Origin of the sequence: Clostridium sp. DSM 8431 (assembly GCF_900116755.1) — a bacterium.
Classification (GTDB): domain Bacteria; phylum Bacillota; class Clostridia; order Clostridiales; family Clostridiaceae; genus Clostridium.
The window spans coordinates 1-10172 of record NZ_FPBY01000125.1 but is presented as its reverse complement, the minus strand read 5'-3'; the positions used below and the strand labels follow the sequence as shown (position 1 = coordinate 10172).

Genomic DNA, 10172 nt, shown 5'->3' with positions numbered 1-10172 from the left:
GAACTCCTAAAGCTAACTAAACCACAACGTAAGCATGAAATAAAGTTAAGCGTGAGGGTTACGAAAGTAGAAAGAATTAGTTAGATGGCATAAGGTTAAATCCTAAGTGCTTATACAATGGATAATCAGCAGGTAAGCTCCAAATAGGAGAAACTTCAACGACTATCCCTCCTGAGGGGAGTACACTACAAGCTATTGGTAGTGGAAGTGGGTAGACCTAAACAGGTAATGCTGTAGGATAAGATATAGTCTGTGCTTAATAGAAATATTAAGAAGTTCATAAGAGAACTGCATAAAAAGTAGCGTTTTTATGTGAACGACAACCTCGAAAAACGATTAAAGTTAAGAACTACGGGGATAGCTTGGGTTTGCTTAGTACAGAGTGGTACTATCGACCAAGAAACCTGCGACTTTAGTCGTGGGAGGTTCAGATAAAGAAACATACACTAGATAACGGCTTGGAAATATTAACAATAAAAAAAGAAACATTAATTTCATCCATAAATATAGGATTAAAAGTTGGGGCGATAAATGAAAAAGATAATGAAAAAGGATTAAGTCATTTTATTGAACATATGCTTTTCAAAGGAACAAAGAAAAGAAATAATGAAGAGTTAAATTATGAACTTGAAGCTTTAGGTGGAGAATATAACGCTTATACAGAATATAACGATACTGTATATACAATAAGCTGTTTAAGTGAAGAGCTTGAAAATGCAGTTGAGTTACTGGGAGATATGATAATATCATCAAACTTCCCAAGTGAGGAAATAGAAAAAGAAAGAGGCGTAATATTAGCCGAAATGAGGACTAGTAAAGATGATATTGAATATATAAGTTTTAGAAAAGTTAATGAGCTTGCTTTTAAATCAAGTCCTTTAAGAATAGATGTTACTGGTGTAGAAGAGCAGGTTAAAAACTTTACTCGTGAAGAAATACTTCAGTATTATAAGAAGTTTTATACACCTAAAAATTCATTAATTACTATAGTATCTTCATTAGAACATGAAGAGGCTAAAAAGCTTATTGAAAAAAACTTTTTAAACTGGCATGGAGAAAAGGCTGAAAAGACTCGCGAAATAGAAGAAAAGAATGCTTTTGTAACTAGTACAAGTTATAAGAAGGAAATGGAACAAAGTACTATAGTTTACTTATATACATTCCATAATCTATCTAAGGAAGATGAATTACCTCTTAGAATACTTAATCATAGACTTGGAGAAAGTGCTAACTCTTTATTATTTAGAGAAGTAAGAGAAAATAGAGGATTAGCTTATGACATTTATACTCAGTTAGATTTAACTAAAAATATGAAATCCCTATATATATACACTTCAGTAGCAGAAGATGATGTGGAAAAAACTATTGAAGCTATTAATGAAACATTAGATAGGGTGATTAATAAAAGTACAGTTATAGGAGAAAAGGATCTTGAAATTATGAAGAAAGTTTATAAAACAGCAGTAATTTCTACTCTTGAAGATTCAGCTGAACTTTGTAACTATATACTTCATCAGGAATTAGAAGGAGAGTATATATTAGAATTTGTTAAAGATATGGAGAGTTTAAATAATATAGATAAGGATAGAATATATGAAGTAGCAGAAGAAGTTTTAAAAGAGCCTACTATACATATATTGAAAAAGTTAAAGGAGTAAATAACTTTGGGTAAAATAACAAAGATAGAATCTCAAAAGAGAAATAAGGATAGAGTTAATGTATATATAGATAACAATTATGCATTTTCAGCTTATATGGAGCTTGTGTATAAAGAAAGTTTAAAGGTAAATAGTGAAGTTGACGAAGAAAAACTACTTAGAATAGCTAAAAAAGAAAATTTATCAAAGTGTAAGGAGTCTGCTTTAAGAATTATTGAAAGAAGTTATAAAACTGAGAAAGAAATGATTCAAAGATTAAATGAAAAAGGTTTTGATTCTGAAAATATAGCTATTGTAATTGATTTTCTTAAGGAATATAATTTTATAAATGATACAAATTACGCCAAAATGTATATAAAGGATAAGTTATCTAGTCAAGGAATGCAGAAGATAAAATATTCTTTACTAAGAAAAGGCATAACATCTGATGTAATAGAAGAAATAATGAGTAATATGGATGATAATAAACAGATGGATACAGCTCTTGAACTTGCAAGAAAGAAGTATAATAGTCTTTTAAAAACAGAGAAAGATAAGTATAAGCTTTGGAATAAACTATTAAGATACTTAGTGGGAAGAGGATATGACTATTCTATGGCAAAGGATGTTATAAAGGAAGTTATGGATAATATTGATTAGAGGTGGTGGAATGAATTTAAGTATTCAATCTTTAGTAATGTTAGGCTTAATTGCTTTTAGCATAATACTAACAGTAAGATCAGTATTTATAAATAAAGGGTTAGATGAGGCTATGGACCCTATTATCTCAGGAATATCCACACTTATTACATTTTTCATAGTTATAACCTGCTATGAAAGACTAGATTCTGAGATAAGCAAATTATTAATTAAGTATTTACCAGGAGAAATAAATGATATTGGTATAGTTCATATAATTACACTAGGAATAGCATTTGTTTTATTAAAGTTAATTATTGAATTTATTCTAAATACTTTAAATAAAATTTTATTTGCAAATTCTATAGCTAACAAAAAAAATAGATTAGTTATAGGAATCTTTTCTATAGTATTTGGTTTTATAAGAGGGATTATATTTATAGTTTTACTATTTATGTGTATATCAATATATAATAGTATGGCATCTGATAATAAGCAGCTAAAATTTTTTGAAACAAGTAAAATATATACAAAGGTTTCAGATATAGTTGATAAAAGTCAGGTAGCTTCAATGTCTAATGATCTTCAAGAAAAAGTAGCATCTAATAAAATCATATATTATAATGGTATAACTATAGATGAGGGAGTGTTATCTAATGATGCTATAAATAATAAGGCATTGGAGATTACTGAAGGAGAAAAATCAGATAAGGCAAAAGTTAAAACTCTATATACCTGGATAGGAAGTAATATATCTTATGATGATAGCAAAGCTAAAAAGATTTTAGAAGAGGGTAAAGAATGTGAAAGTGGAGCAATAGTTACCTTTAATACTAGAAAAGGAATATGTCTTGATTATGCATGTTTATATGCAGCTATGGCAAAAGCTTGTGGTCTTAAAGTTAGGGTTATTGTAGGGCAAGCTTATAATGGTGAAGAATATGTAGGTCATGCCTGGAATCAAGTTTATATACCTAAAGAAGATAGATGGATAAATGTGGACCCTACATTTTATAAAGCTGGGGATTATTTTGACAGTAGTAAGTTTGAAAGCCAGTATAAACAAACTAGTGTAGCAGGAGAATTTTAAAATTGAGAGAGATTACTTTTGTTGTAAACAATTAAAAAAATTACCTATAAACAAAACACTAGAAAAAAGTGTATAGTTTATAGGTGCTTCTTGTGTATAATATTAATATCTGCCTTTATAGAAAAAATATAGGTAAAGCAATATATGACAAAAGAAATATTGATTACTCAAGTAAAAGCTTATAATATAAGAATAAAACGATAGAGCTACATAGTGCCAAAAAGAAAATTTGAAAAGACTATAAAGGATATCAATAAAGCTAAAAAAAAGATGACTCCTAAATATTTAGAAACCATCTTTTATTAGCTTCTTATTTCATTTTTATGATGCCTCTTAAAAAGGGAAGACTTTAAAGAAAGAAGCTCTTTTAATTTATTTTTTATTTAATCGAGAAGTTATTAATTTTATAGCTTTTTCACAATCAGTATCCTCATTATTAAGAGCCCATGCAAGATTAAAATTAATAAGGGCTTTATTTGTATTTTCTTTCATAGCATAGCAATATCCTAAATTAAAGTAGTATTTGCTTTCAGTATGTAGTAACAAAGCTTTCTTTATCATCGCTATAGCATTATCATAATCTTTTAATTTAATGAAGCATACACCGGAATTATAGTAAGAGCAGGCTTCATTATCTTTTTCTTCTATTGCTTTTTTGTAACAATCAATAGCTCTTTTATAGTCTTGTATGTTGTATAATTTATTACCTTCATTAAAAAAGTTCATGTTACCTCCTAATATAAATATATTATTAAGATTATAGACATAGTTTATATATTATATACAAGTTAATGTTTATTTATTCCATTGAATTTAATGATGCACTTCATTAAAATAGTAAAGTAACTTGAAAATCATTTTTAAGAAGGTATAATATAAATACTATAATAAAAATAAGTAGGTGTTAATAATAATGAAAAAATACAATATAGGATTAGATGTTGGATCTACTACGGTTAAAATAGTAATCTTAGATGTAACAGGAAACATCGTTTATAGCAAATATGAAAGACACTATTCAGATATAAGAAGTACTATTATTAAATTAGTTAAAGAAGCCTATTCAATTATTGGAGATGCCAACATCACAATGAGTGTTACTGGGTCAGGGGGACTTTCAGTTTCTAAGTGGCTTAATATAGAATTTGTACAGGAAGTTATAGCTTGTACAAAGACTGTAGAAGAAGTAATACCATCTACTAATGTAGCAATAGAATTAGGGGGAGAAGATGCCAAGATTACATACTTTAAAGGTGGAATAGAACAAAGAATGAATGGTTCTTGTGCTGGTGGTACAGGAGCATTTATTGATCAAATGGCAGCTTTATTAAACACTGATGCTTCAGGTCTAAATGAATTAGCCAAAAATCATAAAGTAATATATCCTATAGCATCAAGATGCGGAGTTTTCGCAAAAACAGATGTACAACCATTAATAAATGAAGGAGCAGCTACTGAAGATATTGCAGCATCTGTATTACAAGCTGTAGTTAATCAAACAATTAGTGGACTTGCTTGTGGTAAGCCTATAAGAGGAAAAGTTGCATTTCTTGGAGGACCACTATATTTTTTATCAGAATTAAGAAATAGATTCATAGAAACATTAGGATTAAGAGATGATGAAATTATATTTCCAAGTAATCCCCAATTATTTGTTGCTCAAGGTGCAGCAATTTTATCTAGAGAAAATGAAGAAATATCCTTTAGAGATTTAGTTGAAAGTGTTCAACAAATAAAAGGAAATAAGGATAAAGGTGTTGATAGATTAAACCCATTATTCAAAGATGAAGAAGAATATAGAGTATTTAATGAGCGTCATTCAAAAGCTAAAGCTAAAAGAAGTAGTCTAGAAAACTATAGAGGAAATGCTTACTTAGGAATTGATGCAGGATCAACAACTACTAAGGTAGTATTAATCAACGAAGATAAGGAAATAATATATAGTTATTATGGAAGTAATGGAGGAAGTCCATTAAATAAGGTAATAGAAATATTAAAGGATTTATATTCAAAGCTTCCTGAAGGTGTGAATATAGTAAATTCAACTGTAACAGGATATGGAGAATCATTAATTAAAGCAGCTCTTCATATAGATATAGGAGAAATTGAAACAATAGCTCACTATAAAGCAGCAGATCATTTCTTGCCAGGAGTAGACTTTATTCTTGATATTGGTGGACAAGATATGAAGTGTTTAAAAATCAAAAATGGTGTAATTGATTCAATTTCATTAAATGAAGCATGTTCAGCTGGATGTGGGTCGTTTATAGAAAGTTTTGCAAAGTCATTGAACATGGAGATAGAAGATTTTGCCAAGGAATCTATAAAATCTAAAGCTCCAGTAGATCTAGGATCAAGATGTACTGTATTTATGAATTCAAGAGTAAAACAAGCTCAAAAAGAAGGAGCAGAGGTTGCAGATATATCTGCAGGTTTATCATACTCTGTTATAAAAAATGCATTATTCAAAGTTATAAAAATGAGAAACGAAGAAGAAATGGGCAAAAAAATAATAGTTCAAGGTGGAACTTTCTATAATGATGCTGTTCTTAGAAGTTTCGAGCTTATATCAAACAGGGAAGTTGTAAGACCTGACGTTGCAGGTATTATGGGCGCCTTTGGATGTGCATTAATATCTAAAGAAAGATATGAAGAAAAAGAATCATCTTTATTAAATAGAGAACAAATAGAAAGCTTTAACATGACTTCTGACTTTAGAAGATGTGGAAAGTGTGGTAACAACTGTTTATTAACAATAAATAAGTTCTCAACAGATGAAGAATTTATTTCAGGTAATAGATGTGAAAGAGGTCTTGGAATAGAAAAGGCAAAAGAAGAAATTCCAAACCTTTATAAATATAAATTCAAGAGAACTTTTGCTTATAAACCATTAAAGAAGGAAGAAGCAAAGAGAGGAACAATAGGAATTCCTAGAGTCCTTAATATGTATGAAAATTATCCATTCTGGTTTACACTATTAACTGACCTTGGATTTAGAGTTGAATTATCATATCCATCAAGCAAAAAGATGTTTGAACTTGGAATAGAAACAATACCTTCAGAATCAGCATGTTATCCAGCAAAACTTACTCATGGACATATCATGTCATTAATAAATAGAGGTATAAAAACAATATTCTATCCATGTGTATCATATGAAAGAATAGAATTTGCTGATGCAGATAATCACTATAATTGTCCAATGGTAACATCTTATCCAGAAGTAATAAAAAACAATATGGATGTATTAGAAGAAGAAAATATTAAATTTATAGAACCTTTCTTCTCATTTGCAAATAAGAAAGCATTAATTAAGAGAATTGCTGAAGAATTTAGTGACTATAATGTAACTATGAAAGAAGCAGAGAGAGCTGTAAATAAGGCTTATGAAGAAAGAGAAAACTATGATAATGACTTAAAGAATAAAACTAAAGAAGTATTAGATTACTTAAAGGAAACTGGAAGAACTGGTATAGTATTAGCCGGAAGACCATACCATATAGATCCAGAAATAAATCATGGTATACCAGATATAATTAATTCATTTGGAATGGCAGTTTTAACAGAAGATAGCGTTGCACATTTAGCTCAAATGGATGATAAGCTTAGAGTAGTTGACCAATGGATGTATCATTCAAGATTATATAGAGCTGCTGATTATGTATCTAAACAAGATAACTTAGAAATTATCCAATTAAACTCATTTGGATGTGGATTAGATGCTGTTACTACAGACCAAGTTGCTGAAATTTTAGCTTCTAAGGGTAAGATATACACATGCTTAAAGATAGATGAAGGTAATAACCTTGGAGCAGCTAAGATTAGAATAAGATCTTTAAAAGCAGCTATGGAAGAAAGAAGAAGAAATAACTATGTACCTGTAGAAGAAAAGATAGACTACAGTAATCCAATATTCACAAAGGAAATGAGAAAAACTCATACTATTTTAGTACCTCAAATGTCACCAATACATTTTGAAATACTAGAAAAAGCTATAGGCTCATGTGGATATAACGTAAAAGTACTTCCATCAATAGATAATGAAGCTGTTGAAGTAGGATTAAAATATGTTAATAATGATGCATGTTATCCTTCAATAATTGTTGTTGGACAAATGATTCATGCTTTACAATCAGGAGAATATGATTTAAATAATACTTCATTAATCATAAGCCAAACTGGTGGTGGATGTAGAGCAACAAATTATATTGCTTTCTTAAGAAAGGGACTTAAAGAAGCTGGATTTGATAATATACCAGTATTATCATTAAATGCTTTAGGTATGGAAAAGCAACCAGGATTTAAGCTTTCACCTAAGTTCTTAAAGAGAGCAGTTATGGCATTAATATACGGAGACTTATTCATGAGAGTTCTATATAGAACAAGACCTTATGAAAAAGTTAAGGGGTCAGCAAATGCTTTATATGAAAAATGGAACGAAATAGCTAAAGTTAATGTTACAAATGGAAGTAAATCTGAATTTAATGCTAATATTAGAAAGATTGTAGAAGAATTTGATAACTTAGAATGTGTTGATGTAGTTAAGCCTAGAGTTGGACTAGTAGGTGAAATATTAGTTAAGTTCCACCCAACTGCTAATAATAACATTGTTAAGATAATAGAAGATGAAGGTGCTGAAGCTGTAATGCCAGATCTTTTAGACTTCTTCTTATACAGTGCATTTGATGCAGAATTTAAATATGAAAAGCTTGGTACAAGTGCTATGAGCAAAAACTTAAGCAATATCTTTATTAAATGGGTAGAATACTACAGAAAAGATATGAAAAAGGCTTTAAATGCATCAAAGAGATTTAGTGCACCAAAGGAAATTAGAGAATTAGCAGATATGGCATCACCAATTCTATCAATAGGAAATCAAACAGGAGAAGGTTGGTTCTTAACAGCTGAAATGATAGAACTTATTGAAAGTGGTGCAGATAATATTGTATGTATGCAACCATTTGCTTGTCTTCCTAACCATGTTACAGGAAAGGGCATGATAAAGACTTTAAAATCAAGATATCCTCAGGCAAATATAGTAGCAGTTGACTACGATCCAGGTGCTTCACATGTAAATCAATTAAATAGAATTAAGCTTATGTTATCGGTGGCTTTCAAAAAGGTTCAAGATGGAGAAGTTTTCCTTGATTTAAGTATGGCTAAGCCAAAGAAATCTAAATCAAATAAATATAAACTTTAAAGATGAAACTGATATAACAAGATAGTTTTTTAGACCTGAGAAAATTTCTCGGGTCTTTTTATACATGTAAAATATAAAAATTTCCTGTTTAGTTAAAAATTAAATAAAAGTGTGATACAATATAAAATTAAGGGGGTGCATAGTATCAAAAAGAAAAGAGATAAGAAAAGAAATAAGATAAGTTTTTTTATTTATCTTATGTATATAATAGTTTTTTTAGTAATTACTACTCCAATACTATTATTTTATGGACCATATAAAGGTGTTAGGAAAGTATTTGTATCAACATTACTTGCCACAAGACATGCTTATCTTTTAGAAGATATTTTTTCAGAGGATACATTAAATAAAATGGTTGGAGCTAAAGTGGAAAATGTATCAAATGATGAAGTAGACCAAGATTTAAGTAAAATTGATATATCTTGTACTACAGGTAATGATATAGAATTATATAAAGATGAAGAAGATAAATATGTAGCATATATATTAGAAATTAAAAATCCATTAAAAATAAAAGCAGTTATGACAAAACATTTAGGAAAGATGGGACAAAGAACAAGTGAAATGGCAGAAGAGAAAAATGCTATAGCAGCTATTAATGGTGGAGCATTTACTGGAAATGGTGAAAATGGAGGTACTGCATCCATGCCAGAAGGTTTTGTGATTTCAGAAGGAAAGGTTATATATACAAAGGATAAATATAATGAAACTCAAAAGCAAAATGTTGTAGCTTTTAATAAGGAAGGAAAGCTTGTTGTAGGTTATCATTCTATAAAGGAATTAAAAGAAATAAATGTACAGGAGGCTATGTGCTTTACAGAAAGAAGCATAATAGTGGATGGAGAAAAGCAGATAAAAGATCATTTATGTGGTGGATATAATCCAAGAACAGCTGTAGGGCAAAAAGCAGATGGAACAGTAATTTTTCTTGTTATAGATGGAAGAAAAATCACTATGCCTGGGGCAACATATTATGATGTGCAGGAAATAATGGCTAAAAGAGGAGCTGTAAATGTTGGGGTTTTAGATGGAGGATATTCATCAACTATGTATTACGATGGAGATGTAAGAAATTCACCAAATGCATGGGATGGAGAAAGATTAGTAGCAACAGCATTCTATGTTGAAAAATAAAAGAGAGGGTAAGTAACAGTTACAAAAATGTTATAAAACCTTAGAAAAGTGTAATAAAAAATAACAAACTTCAGAAATAGAGATTTATAGATTTGTCTAATAACTTTTAGATGTTTATTAATGATATCACCTCACTAATATGTTTTTTATGTATCTTTGAATACTATTTTGCGTATCTTTGAATACTATTATAGGATACAAAAAAAGAAATGAGATGAATACAATTGATTCTATCAAAGAAGATTAGATTATATCCAACAACAGAGCAAGAACAAAAGTTGTGGCAATCAGTTAGTACTGCAAGATTTATTTATAACTGGACTTTAAATAAACAAGAAGAAAATTATAAAAATGGTGGCAAATTCATTAAAGATACTGATTTAAGAAAAGAAATTACTAATCTTAAAAAGAATGAGTTATCTTGGCTTAATGAAGTTTCCAATAACGTAGCGAAGCAATCTGTAAAAGATGC

At 29.4% G+C, this 10172-nt stretch carries 7 protein-coding genes; 6 read left to right on the top strand and 1 reads right to left on the bottom strand.

Annotated elements, in window-relative coordinates; all coding sequences use genetic code 11:
- Positions 1-458 precede the first annotated feature (458 nt).
- From BM384_RS12260 to BM384_RS18265, 3 genes are read left to right on the top strand one after another with little or no spacing between them, the layout of a single operon-like run.
- Entirely contained in the window at positions 459-1658 is a 1200-nt protein-coding gene (locus BM384_RS12260; RefSeq protein WP_242946025.1) for a M16 family metallopeptidase, read from the top strand.
- 6 nt (positions 1659-1664) lie between these two features.
- Positions 1665-2297: a recombination regulator RecX gene (gene recX, locus BM384_RS12255; RefSeq protein WP_090013989.1), complete on the top strand. Its 633-nt coding sequence runs from the start codon at positions 1665-1667 to the stop codon at positions 2295-2297.
- Between the two features lie 10 nt (positions 2298-2307).
- Positions 2308-3366, top strand: a complete 1059-nt coding sequence (locus BM384_RS18265) for a transglutaminase domain-containing protein (RefSeq protein WP_242946024.1) — start codon at positions 2308-2310, stop codon at positions 3364-3366.
- 372 nt (positions 3367-3738) lie between these two features.
- Here the strand turns inward: BM384_RS18265 and BM384_RS12245 are convergent, their stop codons facing one another.
- Positions 3739-4092: a tetratricopeptide repeat protein gene (locus BM384_RS12245; protein ID WP_090013988.1), complete on the bottom strand. Its 354-nt coding sequence runs from the start codon at positions 4090-4092 to the stop codon at positions 3739-3741.
- A 187-nt stretch (positions 4093-4279) separates the two neighbouring features.
- Here BM384_RS12245 and BM384_RS12240 point away from each other — a divergent pair, with 187 nt between their 5' ends.
- From BM384_RS12240 to BM384_RS12230, 3 genes are all read left to right on the top strand, one after another.
- A complete protein-coding gene (locus BM384_RS12240; protein ID WP_090013986.1) occupies positions 4280-8566 on the top strand; it encodes a 2-hydroxyacyl-CoA dehydratase in 4287 nt (1428 codons plus the stop codon).
- Positions 8567-8764: 198 nt separating this feature from the next.
- Positions 8765-9700, top strand: coding sequence for a phosphodiester glycosidase family protein (locus tag BM384_RS12235; protein ID WP_090013992.1), 936 nt, complete (start codon positions 8765-8767; stop codon positions 9698-9700).
- 224 nt (positions 9701-9924) lie between these two features.
- A partial coding sequence (locus tag BM384_RS12230; RefSeq protein ID WP_175537367.1) for a helix-turn-helix domain-containing protein occupies positions 9925-10172 on the top strand: 248 nt, incomplete at its 3' end.